The following is an 18044-nucleotide window of genomic DNA, read 5'->3' as shown; positions in this document are numbered from 1 at the left end:
GTCATGCGACGCAATCAGGCACAATGCGTCGCACGACGAATCTGGCGCACGGAGGCAGGCTTGAGCAATACGAATATCGATGAAAAGACGATCCGCTGGGGCATCGTCGGCGCGGGACGCATCGCGCGGCGCTTCGCCGACAGTCTCACGCACGTCGAAGGCGCGCGGCTCGCGGGCGCGTGGTCGCGCCGCGAAGAACCGGCGCGCGCATTGGCCGATGCATTCGATGCCCGCGCATTCACCGATTTCGACGCGCTGCTCGCCAACATCGACGCGCTCTACATCGCGACCTTGCAGGACAGCCATCCGGCGTACGCGTTGCGCGCGTTCGCGGCGGGCAAGCCCGTGTTGTGCGAAAAGCCCGCAGCCGTGAATGCGCGCGAGCTGCAACGCATGATCGACGCGGCGCGCGCGGCGAACGTGTTGTTCATGGAAGCGATGAAGCCGCCGTTCTATCCGCTGTATCGCCGCTTGCGCGAGCATTTGCAAAGCGATCCGATCGGTGAAATCGGTCTCGTTCGGGCCGGCTGCTCGATGGCGAACGTGCCGCTCGATCATCCGTCGTTCTCGCTGGACGCGGGCGGCGGCGCGCTGCTCGATATCGGCATTTACGAGGCGTTTCTCGCGGTCGACTGGCTCGGCGAGGCGCTCGACGTGCAGACCATCGGACGGCTCGGCGCGACCGGCGTCGACGTCTTCGCGAGCCTGAACGTGCGCCACGAACGCGGCATCGCGCAACTGTTCTGCGGACTCGATCTGCAAGGCCGCGGCGATGCGCTCATCGGCGGCACGCTCGGCACGGTGACGATCCACGAGAACTGGTGGAATCCATCGCGCGCGACGATCGCTTATACGGACGGAAGAAAGGCCGAACTCGACGAGCCGTTCTCGGGCGGCGGCCTCAACTACGAAACCGCGCATTTCTGCGAGCTGCTGCGCGCCGGCGAAACCGAGAGCCCGGTCATGCCGCACGCAACGTCGATGCGGATGATCGCGATCATCGACGCCGCGCGGCGCGATTTGAATCTCAGGTTTCCGTTCGAAACCGACTAATGCGAAAAAGCCGCTTTTCAGCGGCCTGTTTGCGATCAGTGCCGCCCCGGCAGCGCGAGACGCCGCTCGAAAATCCGCTGCACGAATTCGAGCACGCTGCAAAGAATCCAGTAGACGAACGCCGCCGCGAGATAAAGCGGCAACGGCTGATAGGTCGCCGCGATCACTTCCTGCGCGCTGCGCAACAGTTCGGTCACCGTGATGACCGACACGAGCGATGTGTCCTTGATCAGACTGATGAGACTGTTCGACAGGCTCGGCACCGCGATGCGCAGTGCCTGCGGCCCGATCACGTAACGCAGCGTCTGCGCGCGCGACAGTCCGAGGCTATAAGACGCGAGCCACTGCCCGGCGTGGATGCCGAGAATCGCGCCGCGCATGCTTTCCGAGAGATACGCGGCCACGTTCGCCGACAGCGCGATCACGCCCGCGGGCGTCGGTTCGAGGGAGATGCCGAGGCTCGGCAGGCCGTAGTAGATGACGAAGATCTGCACGAGCAGCGGCGTGCCGCGCATCACGCTGACATAGCAGCGTCCGATCGCGACGAGCGCGCGGTTCTGGCTGATGCCCATCAACGCCAGTACGACGGCCGCGATGAGGCCGAAGAACATCGAGTAGAGCGCGAACTTGATCGTCAGCAGCGCGCCTTGCGCCAGCACGGGCGCCGATTGAACGAGCAGGGATGTCGTGGACATTTAAGAGACGCGTTGACTGAAACGGTGCTGAAGTGAAACAAACCGGCACATATTAAACCGAGCCGGCAAAAGAGAAGGGCGGCACCGTTACGATGCCGCCCTCGCGACGCCGGAAACGGCGCGTCTTATTTCGCCGGCTTCGTCACGTCGATGCCGAACCACTTGTCCGAAATCTTCGAGAACGTGCCATCGGCTTCGAGCTGGGTCATGGCGTCGTCGATCGCCTTGGCGAACTTCGGATTGCCCTTCTTGAACGGAATGCCGGACGGATTGCCCGCGCCGACATTCGCGCCGGTGCGCAGCGGCAATTGCGAATTCTTCAGCAAGTACGCGAGCATCAGGCGGTCGTTGAGCGCGGCGTCCAGACGCCCGGCGGCGAGATCACGCAGATACTCGGGCGCGCCCGGATACGTCTTCACGTCGATGCCCGGCACCGACTTCGCCATGTCCATATAGTTCGTGCCGAGGCCGACGCCGAGCTTCTTGCCCTTCAGTTCTTCGAGCGACTTGAACTCGCGCTTGTCGTCGCTGCGCTGGATCAGTTGCGCGTTCGAGTACGTGTAGGCGGGCGAGAAATCGAGCGTCTGCTTGCGCGCATCGGTGATGCCGACCTGGTTGACGATCACGTCGAACTTGCCCGCCTGCAGGCCCGCGATGATGCCGCTCCATTCGGTCGTGACGAACTCGGGCTTCACGCCGAGCTTGGCGGCGACGGCCTTGGCGATATCGACGTCGAAGCCGACGAGTTCACCGTTCGGCGCTTTCGAGTTGAACGGCGGGAAGGTGCCTTCGAGACCGACGCGCAGCGTGCCGCGCTGCTTGACCTGATCGAGCAGATCTTCGGCGTGGGCGGCGGTCGTGACGGCCGTGAATGCCGCGCCGATCAGGCTGGCGGCGACGAGCTTCTTGAGCGTGGACAGTTTCATCGTGTTGTTTTCCTCTTGATGGGCACAGCGTCTTTTTTCGATGCGGCGATCATAGTGAAAACGCAATCGCTGCGTAATATCGTTTGCTTATGTCTATATGCCGGATTGGGGCGTCACGCGAGCGCTTCGACGCACTCTTTCACGAGCGCGGGACCGCGATAGATCAGCCCTGTATAAATCTGCACCAGCGACGCGCCCGCCGCGAGCTTCGCGCGCGCGTCGTCGCCCGAGAAAATTCCGCCTACGCCGATGATCGGCACGTCGGTCCCGACCTCCGCGTGCAGCTTGCGGATGACCTCGTTCGACGCGTCGAAGACCGGACGCCCGGACAGGCCGCCCGCTTCGTCGCCGTGCTTCATGCCGGTCACGGCGGTGCGGGAAAGCGTGGTGTTGGTCGCGATCACGCCGTCGATCTTGTGAGCCAGCAACGTGCCCGCGATCGACTTGATCTGCTCGTCGTCGAGATCGGGTGCAATCTTCAGCGCGAGCGGCACGAGCTTGCCATGCAGATCGGACAGCCGCGCCTGCTTTTCCTTGAGCGCGCCGAGCAGCGAATCGAGTTCGCCCGCGCCCTGGAGCTGCCGCAGATTCTTCGTGTTCGGCGACGAAATGTTGATCGTCACATAGCTCGCGAACGGATAGACGCGCTCGAGGCAATACAGATAGTCCTCGGCGGCGCGTTCGATCGGCGTATCAGCGTTCTTGCCGATGTTCAGTCCCAGCACGCCGCGATAATGCGCGGCCTTGACGTTCGCGACGAACTGATCGACGCCGCGATTGTTGAAGCCCATCCGGTTGATGAGCGCGTTCGCCTCGGGCAGCCGGAAGATGCGCGGGCGCGGATTGCCCGGTTGCGCGCGCGGCGTCACGGTGCCCACTTCGATGAAGCCGAAGCCGAGCGCCGCGAGCCCGTCGATGCACGCGCCGTCTTTGTCGAGCCCCGCCGCGAGTCCGACCGGATTGCGGAACGTGATGCCCATGACGGTGCGGGGCGAATCGGGGCCGCGCTTGGCGAGCATGCCGGCGAGCCCGGTGCGGCCAGCCGCGCCGAGCATGCGCAGCGTCAGATGATGAGCGTCTTCCGCATCCATCTTGAAGAGATGCGAACGCGCGATCGGGTAGAGGGAACTGAACACGAAATGAAAGCCGGCGACGGCGAATTTTTTTAAGACCGCTATTTTAGCCGTTTCGGACGGCGTGCCGGTCCGGGCGCGCGGGAGGGACTTCGGCGGCTATTTCGGCTGGCTCGGGCCGTTGATGCGCCCGGGCATCGGCAGCGCGCCCGCGGAGTGAGTGTTCGCGGGATCGAGCAGCGTCCAGCGGCCGTCGATCAGACCTTCCAGCGGCCGGAAATTGGCCTTGTACGCCATTTTTTCGCTTTCGCGGATCCAGTAGCCGAGGTAGACGTGCGGCAAGTCGAGACTCTTTGCCTGCTCGATCTGCCAGAGGATGTTGAAGGTGCCGTAGCTCGTCTTCGGCAGATCGGGTTCGAAGAACGTGTACACGGACGACAAGCCGTCGCCGAGTATGTCGATCATGCTGATCATGCGCAGTTCGCCGGGCTCGTCCGGATGTCCCGGATGCGCGGGTTCGCGAAACTCGACGAGCCGCGAATTGATCCGGCTTTGCAGCAGGAACTGCTCGTACTGATCGCGGCTGTCGCGGTCCATGCCGCCGCCCGCGTGACGCGCCGACTGATAGCGCATGTAAAGCGCGTAATGCTCTTCGTCGTAATGCAGCGGCGCGACGCTCGCGATCAGATTGCCGTGCAGCTTCCAGACGCGCCGCTGCGCCCGGTTCGGCACGAAGCGCGCGACCGGCACGCGCACCGGCACGCAGGCGCGGCAGCCGTCGCAATACGGTCGATACGTGAAGACGCCCGAGCGCCGGAAGCCGGCCTTGACGAGTTCGGTGTAGACGTCGGAGTTGATCAGATGGCTCGGCGTGGCCACCTGCGAGCGCGCAACACGCCCTTCCAGATAACTGCAAGGGTAGGGCGCTGTTGCATAGAATTGCAGCGCGGAAAGCGGTGACAGCGGCAGCTCGTTCGGATGTGTCACGTTGGCGGCTCTCGCAGGCGTCGTCTCGTCGTTGCCGGCCGGCGCGCGAGATCGTTTTCAGGCGCGCGGCGGCTGCATTGCATGTGTCGCTCGGGCATCACGCGTGTAGCGTTTAGCGTGCCAGCACGTCGAGAAGGACGGATTTGTCGAAGCGCCAGCCGATCGCCGGTTCCGCCGTCGCCCGTCTCAGATGCGCGACGAACGCGCGGCGCGCGATCTCGCGGCCGCCCAGCGACGCCAGATGCGACGTGTTCTGCTGGCAGTCTATCATCTCAATTTGATTGCGGCGCAAGTGTCCGACGAGCGCCGCAAGCGCGATTTTCGACGCGTCGGTCTTGTGCGCGAACATCGACTCGCCGAAGAACATGCGCCCGAACGACACGCCGTAGAGTCCGCCCACGCGCACGCCGTCGAACCACGTCTCGACGCTGTGCGCGTTGCCTGCGCGATGCAAGGTCGTGTAGGCATCCACGATATCCGACGTGATCCACGTTCCGCGCTGGCCGTCGCGTGGCGTGTCGGCGCAGGCGCGCATCACGGCGGGAAAATCGTCGTCGACGCGGATCTCCCAGACCGGATCGCGCACCACGCGCTTCAAGGTCTTGCGCAGCGAATCCGACACCTTGAACTCGGCCGGAAACAGCACCATGCGCGGATCGGGACTCCACCACAGCACGGGCTGGCCGTCGGAATACCACGGGAAGATGCCGCGCCCGTAAGCATCGATGAGCCGCGACGGCAGAAGATCGGCGCTCGCGGCGAGCAGGCCCGGCGCGCCGCTCGCCGCGCCGAGCGCGCGCTCGACGGGCGGGAAGGGATCGTCGTCGGCGAGCCAGGGAACCATGTTCTCGGGAGGGCGGCGTTCAGTGAGATTCGTCGGACAGCGGCGGAATCAGCCGTCGCGCAGCGTGCGGAAGATGTCGCCCGTATGCAGCGTGAAGTTGCCGGCGGCGCGATCGGCGAAGAAGAATCGCAGCGTCTGTCCGACCGTCGGAAAGGCGATCTCGTCCCACGGAATCTCGCTTTCCTCGAAGAGCTTCACTTCCAGACTCTCTTCGCCGGGATCGACTTCGATATCGAGCAGCCGCGCCAGATAGAACAGATGCACCTGATGCACGTGCGGCACGTTGAGCAGCGTGAAGAGACTCTGAATCTCCACGCGCGCGCCCGCTTCCTCGAGCGTCTCGCGCGCGGCGCCTTCGCTCGTCGTTTCCTGCATTTCCATGAAGCCCGCGGGCAGCGTCCAGTAGCCGTAACGCGGCTCGATCGCGCGACGGCACAGCAGCACCTTGTCGTCCCACACCGGCACGGTGCCCACGACATTGCGCGGATTCTGATAGTGAACGGTGCCGCAGTTGTTGCAGACGAAGCGCTCGCGGTTGTCGCCGGGCGGAATGGCGAGACCGACCTCGTGGCCGCAGAGGGAACAGAATTTCATGGAAATGGACGTGGGAAGTGTGCTGCGAGTGTATCACCGCACCGCCGCGGCTTTGAGGCGCGCGAATGGATTGCGGTATCGGTCGCGGCGCATGTCCGGCGTGCCCGAGGGCGAAGGTGCGACGCCTGCCTTCTCGCTACAATAGTTGACCGGAATTGCAATGTCCCTTTCACGATCAGGCCGCCGCGCGCGTCCCAACCGAACGCCATGTCATCCACGCCAGCCGCTTCAAGCCGTCCTCCGATGCTCGCCACCGCCGACGCGCTCGGCCGTCTGCTCGACGCCGCGCGTCAGGTCGACGCCCGCGAGCGCGTCGACACGCTCGATGCGCTGAACCGCGTGCTCGCCGCCGACGTGACCTCGCCGCTCGACGTCCCGCCGATGCACACCAGTTCGATGGATGGCTACGCGGTTCGCATCGCCGATCTCGCTGGCGCGAGCGAAGGCGCGCCGGTCACGTTGCGGGTGTCGCAGCGCATCCCGGCGGGGCACGCGGCCGAGCCGCTCGCGGCGGGTACGGCCGCGCGCATCTTCACCGGCGCGACGGTGCCGCCCGGCGCGGATGCCGTCGTCATGCAGGAAATGGCCCAAGCGTCGGACGACGGGCGCGTCGCGTTCGGGCAGGCGCCCACGGCGGGCGAGTGGATCACGCAACAAGGCGCGGATATCCGGCGCGGCTCGGTGATCCTGCCCGCGGGCACGCGCCTGACGCCGCAGGCGCTCGGGCTCGCGGCGTCGGTCGGATGTGCGCAGCTCGAGGTCGTGCGGCGCGTGCGCGTCGCGATCTTCTTCACCGGCGACGAACTGCGCATGCCGGGCGAGCCGCTCGAACCCGGCGCGATCTACAACTCGAACCGCTTCACGCTGCGCGCGCTGCTCGCGAAGCTCGGCTGCGAGGTGACGGATCTCGGCATCGTGCCGGACCGGCTCGATGCGACGCGCGAAACCTTGCGGCGCGCGGCGGCGGATCACGATCTCATCCTGACGTGCGGCGGCGTGTCGGTCGGCGAGGAAGATCACGTGAAGCCGGCGGTCGAGGCCGAAGGACGCATTTCGATGTGGCAGATCGCGATGAAGCCGGGCAAGCCGCTCGCGTTCGGCGCGGTGCGGCGCGGCGGCGCGGTTCGCGATGAGGCGTTTTTCATCGGCTTGCCGGGCAATCCGGTTTCGAGTTTCTGCACGTTCCTGCTGTTCGTGCGGCCGTTTCTGCTGCGGCTCGCGGGCGTGACGAACGTCGCGCCGCGCGTCTATTCGATGCGCGCCGACTTCAGCCAGAAAAAAGGCGATCGCCGCAACGAATTCCTGCGCGCGCGCGTGAACGCGTCGGGCGGCCTCGATCTCTTCGAGAATCAGAGCTCGGCCGTGCTGACATCGACCGTCTGGGGCGATGGTCTCATCGACAATCCGCCGAATCATGCGATCGGCGCGGGCGAGATCGTGCGCTTCATCCCATTTTCAGAACTGACGCGGTAGAGAAATGAAGATCGATTTGAGATTTTTTGCGAGCGTGCGCGAGGCGCTGGGCGTCGCGAACGAGACGGTCAGCGTGCCGGACACGGTGGTCAATGTCGGCGACGTGCGCGCGTGGCTGCGCATGCGCGGCGGCGTGTGGGAAGAGACGCTCGCGGAAGGCCGTGCATTGCGCATGGCCTGCAATCACGTGATGACGAATTCGTCACAGCGCATCACCGAGGGTTGCGAAGTGGCGTTCTTTCCGCCTGTGACGGGTGGCTGAGATGAACACGCGTTCGAAAATCCGCGTGCAGGAAGCCGATTTCGACATCAGCGCGGAAGTGGCCGCGTTGCGCGCCGACAATCCGAAAGTGGGCGCGGTCGCGTGTTTCGTCGGCACGGTGCGCGATCTGAACGAAGGCAGCGCCGTCGAGACGATGGAACTCGAGCATTACCCCGGCATGACCGAAAAATCGCTCGAAACGATCGCCGATCAGGCGCGCGAGCGCTGGCGCGGCTCGGACGTGCTGATCGTGCATCGCGTGGGCAAACTCAAGCCGCTCGATCAGATCGTGCTCGTCGCGACGACGGCGATGCATCGCGCGGAGGCGTTCGAATCCTGCGCCTTCGTGATGGACTATCTCAAGACGCAGGCGCCGTTCTGGAAGAAGGAGAAGACCGAAGCGGGCGAACGCTGGGTCGACGCGCGCGAGTCCGACGATACGGCGCTCGCGCGCTGGCAGACCTGACCGGCGTCATTTTTCGTCGGCCGATTTGCCGATGAACTTCGCGGGAAACGGCGCGGCGTCGGGACGCTCGGGGAAGCGCGGCTCGGGCGCGCCGCCCGTGCGCTGCCGCTTCAGCGCCGCGAGGAGTTCCTGCTGCTCGACGGGAATCTCGTAGTCCCAGCCGAACTTGCTCAACTGCAAGCTCTGCGCGATGCGCAGCGCGGGTTCCATGAACTGCACGGCCGCGGCCGGCTCATAGCGCGACTCGACCGTGTTGAGAAACAGCGACAGCCAGCGCGCGAAGTGTTGCGGCTCGATATCGTCGATCGGGCGATGCGCTTCCTGCACGTTGCCGCGATATTGCTTCGATCCGAGCACGAGACTCGACCAGAAGGTGGTCATTTTGGCGAGATGCTCGTCCCAACGGCCGGCGAGCGCGCGCGAAAAGATCGGCCCGAGGAGCGCATCGTCATCGACGCGCCGATAGAAGGCTTCGACCAGCGCGCGGACATTGGCTTCGCTGGGTGCGCGTTCGCGCGGGGCATCGGCGGAAAGGTGTTCGGTGTTCGTCATCTTTGAAACAGTGAAGGCGGATCAGATATTTTCCGGCGAAGAATGTAAAGATGCCGCAAAATGGCGCATCCATGCGGCCGATTCGTCGACGCGCGTCTCAAGCCGTACGAAAAGCACGCTTGTACGGATTCCGTGCATTTTGGTACGACGCGGGCGAGCGGTGCGCCGATGGTAAGTCAGCCACGTCCGCTCGTGTCATCGTCCCTCGTCTTGACGCGGACTCCTTGACGATACGCGCGTTTCGTCGAAATCCCGAGGCGCTTTTGCATCCACTTTCTCCGCGCGAGATCATGCGACTCACCGATTACACCGATTATTCGCTGCGCGTCCTGCTCTATCTCTCGGTTCGACCTTCCGGCCTTTCGACGATTCAGGAAATCTCGGATGCATATGGCATTTCGAAGAACCATCTGATGAAAATCGTCCAGCAGCTTGGCGAACTCGGGTGGGTCGAGACCGTGCGCGGCCGCAACGGCGGACTGAGACTTTCATCGCGGACGAACGACCTCACGATCGGCGACATCGTGCGCAGAACCGAAAGCGATTTCGCGCTCGTGGGCTGCCTCGTGAATCAGCCGGCGGATCGGCAAGCCTCGTCGCACGCGCGCTGCGTCATTCAGCCGGCCTGCCGGTTGCGCGGCGTGCTGGCAACCGCGCGCGACGCCTTTCTCGCCGAACTCGACAAGCACACGGTCGGCGAGCTCGCTCAACCCGCGAACGATCTGGCGGCTCTGCTCGGCATCGTCAGCATCGCGCCGATTGCGGTGGGTGCGCCCGGGGCGCTTCGCGCGCCTTCGTGATTCCAGCCGGCACGCGTTGAACGAAACCCGGACGCCGTAGGTCAATTCAGAGCCTGGGCGGTTGGCTGCCGCCATTGTCGAAGAGCAAAAAGAGCACTTTCCGGCCCAAACGATGCTTGAAAGTGACAAAAAGCGCCTCATTTTGGTCGTATTCAGAATCGGAGCTTTTAAAAAATGAGAATCGACAAACTCACCACCAAATTTCAGGAAGCGCTGTCCGACGCGCAGAGCCTCGCGGTCGGGCGCGACAACCAGTACATCGAACCGGTGCATTTGCTGGCCGCGCTCATCGCGCAGCAGGACGGCTCCGCGCGCTCGCTGCTGTCGCACGCGGGCGTGCAGGTTCAGGCGCTGCAAACGGCGCTCAACGAAGCGATCAACCGTCTGCCGCAAGTCCAGGGCACCGACGGCAATGTTCAAGTCAGCCGCGAACTCGCGGGCCTGCTCAACGCCGCCGACAAGGAAGCGCAGAAGCTCAACGACACGTACATCGCGAGCGAGATGTTCCTGATCGCCGTCGCGGACGACCGTGGCGAAGCCGGCCGTCTCGCGAAGCAGCACGGCCTGACGCGCCGTGCGCTCGAAGCCGCGATCAACGCCGTGCGCGGCGGCGCGCAGGTCAATAGCCAGGACGCGGAAAGCCAGCGCGAGGCGCTCAAGAAATACACCGTCGATCTGACCGAACGCGCCCGCGCGGGCAAGCTCGATCCGGTCATCGGCCGGGACGATGAAATTCGCCGCTCGATCCAGATTCTCCAGCGCCGCACGAAGAACAATCCGGTGCTGATCGGCGAGCCGGGCGTCGGCAAGACGGCGATCGTCGAAGGACTCGCGCAGCGCATCGTCAATGGCGAAGTGCCGGAAACGCTCAAGGGCAAGCGCGTGCTCTCGCTCGACATGGCCGCGCTGCTCGCGGGCGCGAAGTATCGCGGCGAGTTCGAGGAGCGCCTGAAGGCCGTGCTGCACGACATCGCGAAGGACGAAGGGCAAACCATCGTCTTCATCGACGAGATTCACACGATGGTCGGCGCGGGCAAGGCCGAAGGCGCGATGGACGCCGGCAACATGCTCAAGCCGGCGCTCTCGCGCGGCGAGCTGCATTGCATCGGCGCGACGACGCTCGACGAATACCGCAAGTACATCGAAAAGGACGCGGCGCTCGAGCGGCGTTTCCAGAAAGTGCTCGTCGATGAACCGTCGGTCGAGGCGACCATCGCGATTCTGCGCGGCTTGCAGGAAAAGTACGAACTGCATCACGGCGTCGAGATCACCGATCCGGCTATCGTCGCGGCGGCGGAGTTGTCGCATCGCTATATCACGGACCGCTTTTTGCCCGACAAGGCCATCGATCTGATCGACGAAGCCGCGTCGCGCATCAAGATGGAAATCGATTCGAAGCCCGAAGAGATGGACAAGCTGGATCGTCGTCTCATTCAGCTGAAAATCGAGCGCGAGGCCGTGAAGAAGGAGAAGGACGAGGCGTCGCAGAAGCGTCTGCAACTCATCGAAGAGGAAATCGACCGGCTCAATCGCGAGTATTCCGATCTCGAGGAAATCTGGACTGCCGAGAAAGCGGCGGTGCAGGGCAGCGCGCAACTGAAGGAAGAAATCGAGAAAGTGCGCGCGGATATCACGCGTCTGCAGCGCGAAGGCAAGCTGGAGAAGGTCGCCGAGTTGCAGTACGGCAAGCTGCCGGAACTCGAAGCGCGTCTGAAGCAGGTGACGCAGGCCGAATCGCAGGAGCAGAACAACCCGACGCGTCCGCGTCTTCTGCGCACGCAGGTCGGCGCCGAGGAAATCGCGGAAGTCGTGTCGCGTTCCACCGGCATTCCCGTTTCGCGGATGATGCAGGGCGAGCGCGAGAAGCTGCTGCAGATCGAAGCGAAGCTGCATGAGCGCGTGATCGGCCAGGACGAAGCGATCGGCGCCGTCGCGGACGCGATTCGCCGCTCGCGTGCGGGTCTGTCGGATCCGAATCGTCCGTATGGCTCGTTCCTGTTCCTCGGGCCGACGGGCGTCGGCAAGACGGAACTGTGCAAGGCGCTCGCGGCGTTCCTGTTCGACTCGGAAGATCATCTGATCCGCATCGACATGAGCGAGTTCATGGAGAAGCACAGCGTCGCGCGTCTGATCGGCGCGCCGCCGGGATACGTCGGTTATGAGGAAGGCGGCTATTTGACCGAGGCCGTGCGCCGCAAGCCGTACAGCGTGATTCTGCTCGATGAAATCGAGAAGGCGCATCCGGACGTGTTCAACGTGCTGCTGCAAGTGCTCGACGACGGGCGCATGACGGACGGTCAAGGCCGCACCGTGGACTTCAAGAACACGGTGATCGTGATGACGTCGAACCTCGGCTCGCAGGTCATTCAGGGCATGGTCGGCGAGCCGCAGGAAAGGGTGAAGGACGCCGTATGGGAAGAAGTGAAGCTGCACTTCCGGCCGGAATTCCTGAACCGTATCGACGATGTCGTCGTGTTCCATGCGCTCGATCGCACGAACATCGAGTCCATCGCGAAGATTCAGCTGGCGCGTCTGCACGAGCGGCTCGCCAAGCTCGATATGGACCTCGACGTCTCGGATGCGGCGCTCGCGCAGATCGGCAAGGTCGGGTACGACCCGCTGTTCGGCGCGCGTCCGCTGAAGCGCGCGATCCAGCAGGAGATCGAGAATCCGGTCGCCAAGCTGATTCTCGCGGGCCGGTTCGGGCCGAAGGACGTCATTCCCGTCGATGTGCGGGAAGGCCAGTTCGTGTTCGATCGCGTGGTGCATTGAGGGCGGTTCGGTCGTCGCGGTAGCGCGGCGGCCGTCGGGCGAAAAAGGCAACGGAGCGATTCGTTGCCTTTTTTGTTTCTATAATCTGTGCGATCGCACGGATTCCCGCGCGGAGCACGTGCGATGAATGAAAATCCATTCGATTGCATGGATTATCGTGATCTCATACAATGATTCGGTTTTATCCCTGCGATCGCACGGATTCAAATCATGGAAATCGATATTCGAACGGCGAGCGAAATCGGCGTCGCAGTGCGTGCGGCGCGCAAAGCGCAACGGCTTCGCCAGGACGATGCGGCCGGCAGCATCGGCGTCAGCGAGAGCTTTCTCGGCAAGGTCGAGAAGGGCGCTGAGAGCGTGCATTGGGGCAAGCTGTTCCAAGTGCTCGAAGGCTTGGGCGTGCGCGTGACGGTCGATATCCCGGACGAAGCGGGTGAGCTTTTCGCGGGAGAGGCGGTCAAGCGTTACGTCCGCGTCGAGCGCGCCGAGAAACGTCGTCGCGCACGAGAGGACGCGGATGAGTCCTGAGACCATCGCGACGCTCGAAGGCCGCCGCAATCTGATCGCGAGCATCAACGACGTCGAAGTGGGCGTGCTCAACGCCGACGACGACATCTGGTCTTTCTCCTATCTGCCGGCGTGGCGCGACAGCGTGGACGGTTATCCGCTGAGTCCGGCGCTGCCGCTGCAACCGAACGCGTTGCGCGACGGCAGCACGCGCCGCTCGGTGCAGTGGTACTTCGACAACCTCCTTCCGGAAGAAGGCCAACGCACGCTGCTCGCGCGCGACGCGGCCATTCGCAACGAAGCCGATGCCTTCGCGCTGCTCGCGCACTACGGTGCCGAATCGGCGGGTTCGGTGACGCTGCGTCCACCCGGTGCAAGCGACGAGCAACCGCCCGCCGAGCGCTTGCTGCCCGACGAAGCGTTGCAGGCGCGGATCGACGCGTTGCCCCGCCTGCCGCTCACGCACGACGCACTCAAACGCATGTCGCTCGCCGGCGCGCAGCACAAGCTGGCGGTGGTGTTGCGCGACGACGCGTTGTTCGAGCCGGCAGGCCGCACACCGTCGACGCATATCCTCAAGCCGAATCATCAGGACACCGATGACTATCCGCACTCGGTCATCAACGAATGGTTCGTGATGAAGCTCGCCGACAAGCTGCGCCTCGGCGTTCCGGGCGTGCATCGGCGCTACGTGCCTTCTCCCGTGTATCTCGTGGATCGCTTCGACCGCGAGTCGCGGGCGGGACAATGGCGCCGGCTGCATAGCATCGACGCTTGCCAGTTGCTCGACCTCGCGCGTACGTTCAAGTACGAGCAGGGCAGCGTCGAGCAACTCGCGACACTGGCCGCGCGTTGCCGGAATCAGGCGTCCGCACGCACGCGGCTCTTTTCGTGGCTCGTGTTCAATGTGCTGGTGGGCAATTCGGACGCGCATCTGAAAAACCTGAGTTTCCTCGTCTCGCGCCAAGGTATTCAGCTTGCGCCGTTCTACGACCTGCTGAGCGTAGCCGCATACGCGACGCCGTCGTATCAAAAGGACGCATGGCCGAAGCGGGCATCGTTCGCGTGGGACATCCTCGGCGCGCGCTACTACGACGACTTCGATCGCGCGTTGATGCTGCGGGCGGGCGAAGTGCTCGGTATCGCCAGGACGACGGCCGAACGGCTGCTGGATGCGCTCGCAGGTTCGATCGTGCGCGCGGCCGCCGATCTGTACGCGCGCGTCGAAGAGAAAAACGCGGCGTTGCTCGCCGAGCGGCCGGGACTGGCTGCGACGCTCGGCGGCGAGCTGATGTGTCTGCGTGTGATCCGCTACACGATCATCGAGGACATGACACGCAAGCTTGCAGCCGCCTGAAACACAAAAGCCCCGCTCGGTTCAACGCCGGCGGGGCTTTCGATTCAATGCGTGAAAGCGCGTTCAGCCTTGCTTGGGCTCTTCGCTCTTGCCAAAAAGACCTGCGAGGCCGCCAAGCGAGCCCAGAACGCCGGTCAGATCGAGCTGGCCTTCGGGCGGCACCTCACCGTTCGGCGTTGCGCGATCGACGATATGCGGCAGCACCGCCGCGAGCATGCCGGACAGTTGGTCGCCCGAGACGCCTGCTTTCTGCGCGAGCGCGCCGACGTTGTCCTGCCCGAGCACGTTCGTGAGCGTGTCGGGGCTGATGGGCTTGTTCTCGCCCGTGCCGATCCACGACTGGACCACGTCGCCCGCGCCGTGTTGCTGGAAGCGCTGGATCAGGCCCATGAGGCCGCCGGGCTGGCTGTTGACGAAAGCGAGCGCCGCTGCGATCAGCGCGGCCTGGCCGGACTGAGCCGGTTGGCCGCCCGGTTGTTGCGACGAATTGCCGAGGGTGGAGGCGAGGATATCGAGTAGGCTCATGACGGTCTCACTACGAGAGGTTGCGGGGTGGGTTCGCCTGTGCCGCCGCATTCGGCTCGGAACCGGTCGCGGCGGCGCGGGCATCGGCCGCGAGCGGCCGTTCGACGATGGTGATACGAAGGCAAGTTTCCTTCGACAAGGTTCCCCGAAGAATCACTGACTGGCAGCCGCGTCGCTGGCGGCCTTATCTTTCTTGCTGCGTTTCGATTTTGCGGGCTTCGCTTCGCTCGCGGCGGAAGGGCTCGACGCACTCGCTGCTGCCGACGCTGCGCTGTCCTTTTTCGATTTTTTCGACGCCTTCGTTCCCGATGCGGGCGTGGCAGGCGTCGTGGCCGGCGTCTGCGCCGTCGTGGCTGCGGGCGAGGTCGCGCCGGTGGCCGCGGTCGACGACTTGACCGTCGAGTTCGGCGCGGCGCTGCCGCCTTGCGTCGACGGCGTCGCGGGCTTCGACGGTTTGCCTGTCGGCGGCAGCGACGAGCCGCCGATCGTCAGCCCATTCTGTTCCAGATTCGTCACGGATTTGGCGCCGAGACCCTTGACGCGAGTCGCGAGATCGTCGGCGTCCTTGAAGGGGCCGTTCTTCGTGCGCTCGTCGATGATCGCCTTCGACTTCACCGGCCCCAGACCCTTCACCGATTCCAGCGCGGCTTGATCGGCGGTATTGACATCGACCGCGGCGAACGCCGCTCCCATCGACAGCACGAACGCAAAGCACAGCATCAGCAGCTTTTTCAGCATGACGGCACTCCAGGCTTGAGAGAAAGGATGAATCGATAAGTTCGGGCCAATCGGGAAGATGCCGTTAAGGATAGGGCAAAAAACCGTCCCGAACGATGGCGCCCGCATTGTGCACGACCCCGCCGCGCGCACCGCGCCCGCGCACAATCTTTAACGTTGCAAAACGCTGCACGGATGACGTCGCTGTTTTAGCGGGCGTGCGCGCATCACTTCGATGTGCGCGCGGACGTCTTCGCGAAAGCGCCGCGGACCTCGAAGCCGACTTTATCGACGACTTCGCCTTTTGCATCGACCAGTTCGAGCACATGTCGGCCCGGCCACGGCAGCCATGCCGCTCGGGCGTCGTGACCGTAGGGTTTGCCGTCGAGCCGCCACGCGAGGCGCGCGCTGCCGTCCACGCGGGTGAACCACACGCGCTGACGCGCCGGCGGAATGTCAGGGTCGAGCGCGAAGATCGTGCCGTCCGTCGGTGCGCCGATGCGTGCGGCCCGCGCGTCGGCGTTCGCGCCGCGTGCCGCCTGCGCCGCGTTCGCCGTGAGGCCGATGGCGCTCATCTGCGTGCCGCGCACGAACCACTCGCTGCGCGCCGGTTCGATGTCGTTCTGATACGTGACGCGCGTCGTCACGACGCCCGATGGCGCTTGCGGCGCGCGGCTATCCGATCGCCGGTTCAGATAGTTGACGATCGCGTTCCACGCCGGCGCCGCGCCCGTCACGCCCGAAACGTCCCACATCGGCGCGCCGTCGGCATTGCCGACCCAGACGCCCACGGTGTAGCGCGATGTGAAACCGATCGCCCAGTTGTCGCGCATGTCCTTGCTGGTGCCGGTTTTCACGGCGCTGAAGGTGCGCGTGGCGAGCACGCTGTCGAAGCCGAACGTGCGCGTGCGTGCGTTGTTGTCCGCGAGGATGTCGGTGACGATGAAGCTCGCTTCCGGGCTGAAGACGCGCGTGCCCGCCTGCGCCGGCCGATGGTCCGCGAGATCGAAGAAGGGCTGTGCGACGCCGCCGTTCGCGAACGTGCGATACGCGTTGGCGAGCGTCGCCAGCGTCACGTCCGCGCTGCCGAGCGCGAGGGAAAAGCCATAGTAATCGCCTGCTTGCGACAAAGGCAGCCCGAGCGCGACGAGCGTCTTCGCGAAGCGATGCGGCGTGACCATCACGAGCGTACGCACCGCCGGCACGTTGAGCGACGAGCCGAGCGCGGTTCGCACGCTTACCCAGCCCTTGAAGTCGTGATCGTAGTTTTGCGGAATGTAGAGGCCGCCGCCGGTCGCGAGATCGAGCGGCGCGTCGTCGAGCAGCGTGGCGGCGGTGACGCGCTTTTCGTCGATCGCCTGCGCATACAGAAAGGGCTTGAGCGTCGAGCCGGCCTGACGTGCCGCGAGTACGGCGTCGACTTCCGGCGCGTTCGACAGGCCGCCCGCCGAGCCGACCCACGCGAGCACGTCGCCCGAACGATTGTCGATGACGATGGCCGCCGCGTCGTGCACATTGCGCGGATGCGCGCGCGCGTTCAGTTCGGCGAGCGTGCGGGCGAGCGTATCGCGGGCGAAGCGTTGCAGGCGCGCGTCGAGCGTGGAGCGCACGCGCGCGCCGGCCTTCGGATGCACTTCGCCCGCGATGCGTCGCGCGAGATGCGGCGCGAGTGCGTCGTCGCCCTGAGCGAAGGCGGGCGCGGACGCGGTGCGGGTCAACGTGAGCTGCACGTAGCTGTCGAGATTGATGCACGGATCGACGCTCTGCGCGACGCCGTGCAGCGTCTGCATGTCGCGCAGAATCACGCACGCGCGCGCGGCGACCTTCGCAAAGGGCGCGTTCGGCGCGCGCACCAGCGCGGCGGCGAGCGCCGACTCGCGTTCGTCGAGACCGGAAGGGGCCTTGCCGAACAGCGTCTGCGATAGCGCCGACAACCCGACGATCTCGCCGCGAAACGGCACGAGATTCAGATACGCCTCGAGAATCTGATCCTTGCGCCAGGTGCGTTCGAGCCACAGCGCGCCGATTGTCTGCCCGGCCTTTTCGCCGATCGAACGGCGGCCGGCGCGCTTGCCGTCATCGTCGATGAGACCGGTGAGCTGCATCGTCACCGTCGATGCACCGCGCGTACGCGTGTTCCACAAATTGCCCCACGCGGCTGCCGCGGCGCCGCGCCAGTCGACGCCCGCGTGCTCGTAGAAACGCCTGTCCTCCGATACGACGATCGCTTCGCGCAAGGCGGGCGACACGTCGGACAACGCGATCCAGTCGCCGCGCCGCGCGCTCTTGTCGACGCGCGTGCGCGCGAGCGGCTCGCCGTCGCGCGAGAGCAGCACCCAGTCGGAGCTGCGCCAGTTCGCGCGCACTTCGTCGAAGCCCGGCTGCGCCTGCGCCGGCATCGATAGCGCGCATGCGATCAGAAGGCAGGCGGCGCGTTTCAT

General features: G+C 64.8%; 18 protein-coding genes. 8 read left to right on the top strand and 10 right to left on the bottom strand.

Annotation, left to right across the window (positions count from 1 at the left end; all coding sequences use genetic code 11):
• The first annotated feature begins 60 nt into the window (after nt 1-60).
• Nucleotides 61-1053, top strand: coding sequence for a Gfo/Idh/MocA family protein (locus tag NCS02_RS08465; RefSeq protein WP_250519558.1), 993 nt, complete (start codon nt 61-63; stop codon nt 1051-1053).
• A 35-nt stretch (nt 1054-1088) separates the two neighbouring features.
• On the opposite strand, the gene NCS02_RS08460 is transcribed toward NCS02_RS08465, so the two are convergent.
• The 6 genes from NCS02_RS08460 to NCS02_RS08435 all read right to left on the bottom strand — a co-directional run bounded on the left by NCS02_RS08460 (nt 1089) and on the right by NCS02_RS08435 (nt 6172).
• On the bottom strand, nt 1089-1748 hold the full coding sequence (locus tag NCS02_RS08460; RefSeq protein ID WP_034473185.1) for an amino acid ABC transporter permease: 660 nt from the start codon (nt 1746-1748) through the stop codon (nt 1089-1091).
• Nucleotides 1749-1873: 125 nt separating this feature from the next.
• Nucleotides 1874-2674, bottom strand: a complete 801-nt coding sequence (locus tag NCS02_RS08455) for a cystine ABC transporter substrate-binding protein (protein WP_008349288.1) — start codon at nt 2672-2674, stop codon at nt 1874-1876.
• Nucleotides 2675-2787: 113 nt separating this feature from the next.
• Nucleotides 2788-3810: a quinone-dependent dihydroorotate dehydrogenase gene (locus tag NCS02_RS08450; RefSeq protein ID WP_250434843.1), complete on the bottom strand. Its 1023-nt coding sequence runs from the start codon at nt 3808-3810 to the stop codon at nt 2788-2790.
• Nucleotides 3811-3906: 96 nt separating this feature from the next.
• A complete protein-coding gene (locus NCS02_RS08445; RefSeq protein WP_033536383.1) occupies nt 3907-4734 on the bottom strand; it encodes an arginyltransferase in 828 nt (275 codons plus the stop codon).
• Nucleotides 4735-4846: 112 nt separating this feature from the next.
• Nucleotides 4847-5578, bottom strand: a complete 732-nt coding sequence (gene aat / locus NCS02_RS08440) for a leucyl/phenylalanyl-tRNA--protein transferase (RefSeq protein WP_008349292.1) — start codon at nt 5576-5578, stop codon at nt 4847-4849.
• Nucleotides 5579-5626: 48 nt separating this feature from the next.
• Nucleotides 5627-6172 carry an NUDIX hydrolase gene (locus NCS02_RS08435; protein ID WP_008349294.1) on the bottom strand — a complete coding sequence of 182 codons (546 nt, stop codon included), beginning with the start codon at nt 6170-6172 and terminating at the stop codon, nt 5627-5629.
• A 243-nt stretch (nt 6173-6415) separates the two neighbouring features.
• Between NCS02_RS08435 and NCS02_RS08430 the strand changes: the two genes are divergently transcribed.
• The 3 genes from NCS02_RS08430 to moaE are packed head-to-tail and all read left to right on the top strand — an operon-like array spanning nt 6416 to nt 8373.
• Complete coding sequence (locus NCS02_RS08430; RefSeq protein WP_350029883.1) at nt 6416-7645, top strand: molybdopterin molybdotransferase MoeA; 1230 nt, start codon at nt 6416-6418, stop codon at nt 7643-7645.
• 4 nt (nt 7646-7649) lie between these two features.
• The gene (gene moaD, locus NCS02_RS08425) at nt 7650-7907 is read left to right on the top strand and encodes a molybdopterin converting factor subunit 1 (protein WP_175982277.1); all 258 of its coding nucleotides are present in this window, start codon (nt 7650-7652) and stop codon (nt 7905-7907) included.
• A gap of 1 nt (nt 7908) precedes the next feature.
• The gene (gene moaE / locus NCS02_RS08420; protein WP_008349299.1) at nt 7909-8373 is read left to right on the top strand and encodes a molybdopterin synthase catalytic subunit MoaE; all 465 of its coding nucleotides are present in this window, start codon (nt 7909-7911) and stop codon (nt 8371-8373) included.
• 6 nt (nt 8374-8379) lie between these two features.
• Here the strand turns inward: moaE and NCS02_RS08415 are convergent, their stop codons facing one another.
• Nucleotides 8380-8925 carry a group III truncated hemoglobin gene (locus tag NCS02_RS08415; protein WP_250434840.1) on the bottom strand — a complete coding sequence of 182 codons (546 nt, stop codon included), beginning with the start codon at nt 8923-8925 and terminating at the stop codon, nt 8380-8382.
• Nucleotides 8926-9215: 290 nt separating this feature from the next.
• On the opposite strand from NCS02_RS08415, the gene NCS02_RS08410 reads away from it, so the two are divergent.
• The 4 genes from NCS02_RS08410 (at nt 9216) to NCS02_RS08395 (ending at nt 14361) form a co-directional block, all read left to right on the top strand.
• Nucleotides 9216-9725 (top strand): Rrf2 family transcriptional regulator, encoded by a 510-nt coding sequence (locus tag NCS02_RS08410; RefSeq protein ID WP_008349304.1) that lies wholly within the window; start codon nt 9216-9218, stop codon nt 9723-9725.
• 174 nt (nt 9726-9899) lie between these two features.
• Nucleotides 9900-12497: an ATP-dependent chaperone ClpB gene (gene clpB, locus NCS02_RS08405; protein ID WP_008349306.1), complete on the top strand. Its 2598-nt coding sequence runs from the start codon at nt 9900-9902 to the stop codon at nt 12495-12497.
• A 210-nt stretch (nt 12498-12707) separates the two neighbouring features.
• Complete coding sequence (locus NCS02_RS08400; RefSeq protein WP_008349308.1) at nt 12708-13025, top strand: helix-turn-helix domain-containing protein; 318 nt, start codon at nt 12708-12710, stop codon at nt 13023-13025.
• Nucleotides 13015-14361, top strand: coding sequence for a HipA domain-containing protein (locus NCS02_RS08395; RefSeq protein ID WP_008349309.1), 1347 nt, complete (start codon nt 13015-13017; stop codon nt 14359-14361). The genes NCS02_RS08400 and NCS02_RS08395 overlap by 11 nt, the downstream gene beginning before the upstream one ends.
• 63 nt (nt 14362-14424) lie before the next feature.
• Here the strand turns inward: NCS02_RS08395 and NCS02_RS08390 are convergent, their stop codons facing one another.
• The 3 genes from NCS02_RS08390 to pbpC form a co-directional block, all read right to left on the bottom strand.
• Nucleotides 14425-14886, bottom strand: coding sequence for a YidB family protein (locus tag NCS02_RS08390; RefSeq protein WP_008349311.1), 462 nt, complete (start codon nt 14884-14886; stop codon nt 14425-14427).
• Nucleotides 14887-15039: 153 nt separating this feature from the next.
• Nucleotides 15040-15624: a ComEA family DNA-binding protein gene (locus tag NCS02_RS08385; protein ID WP_250519556.1), complete on the bottom strand. Its 585-nt coding sequence runs from the start codon at nt 15622-15624 to the stop codon at nt 15040-15042.
• A 206-nt stretch (nt 15625-15830) separates the two neighbouring features.
• A complete protein-coding gene (gene pbpC / locus NCS02_RS08380; protein ID WP_250519555.1) occupies nt 15831-18044 on the bottom strand; it encodes a penicillin-binding protein 1C in 2214 nt (737 codons plus the stop codon).

The organism is Caballeronia sp. NCF2 (genome assembly GCF_023631205.1).
GTDB classification, from domain to species: domain Bacteria; phylum Pseudomonadota; class Gammaproteobacteria; order Burkholderiales; family Burkholderiaceae; genus Caballeronia; species Caballeronia zhejiangensis.
This window is presented reverse-complemented; position numbering and strand designations above follow the sequence as displayed.